2 protein-coding genes are annotated in these 569 nt (G+C 48.2%); one reads left to right on the forward strand and one right to left on the reverse strand.

What is annotated here, in order from left to right:
• On the forward strand, positions 1–261 hold a 261-nt coding region (locus ACFQEU_RS17685), incomplete at its 5' end, for a hypothetical protein (RefSeq protein ID WP_379784277.1).
• 99 nt (positions 262–360) lie between these two features.
• Here ACFQEU_RS17685 and ACFQEU_RS17690 read toward each other — a convergent pair.
• Positions 361–569: DUF2750 domain-containing protein (locus ACFQEU_RS17690; protein WP_379784279.1), on the reverse strand; the 209-nt coding region annotated here is incomplete at its 5' end.

The raw sequence follows: 569 nt of genomic DNA on the forward strand, positions 1-569 counted from the left end.
ATGTATTTACTTAAAACTACGCCGATATGGCGACAGCCTCCCTTAGGCGAACTGCCCGACGAATTACAGCAACTGAACAATGCCTTGTCTGTGTCGCGCCACTACGGCGTCAACACACAATCAAAAGTAATTTTAGTTAATCAGCACAAGCAGATCGTCTTGGGCAAACCTGTTAAGCCAGATTTAACACGCGAAGAGTTTGAGCAATTGTTCGAAGAAATACAAAAGACGTTAACCACTGAGACGTCACAATCGCCCTAGCGACACGTCATGCCGATGGAAAGATTGTAGGGGTGATTAAGCAGATCGAAAACGTGGACCGAAACAGGCACAGCGTTGCGCCTGCCGTATCAGAAAAACTTAGCTCAGTTCTTCGTCGAGATCTTCCAGTAAATCGAGAGGTTCCTCTTCAGCGCCTTCCAAGTCTTCATTCCAGTTAACGCCGACGATAATAATATCCTCGTGCATTCCGGGCAGCCAATCATCTAAGAACTCTTCGAGATCTATCGGCACCGGCTTGTAAACCGCCCACTCATCTACGCACACAGCCTCGGCCAAGGCTTGGCTAG

The sequence above is a fragment of the Halorubrum tibetense genome (genome assembly GCF_042661865.1).
Lineage (GTDB): Archaea > Halobacteriota > Halobacteria > Halobacteriales > Haloferacaceae > Halorubrum > Halorubrum tibetense.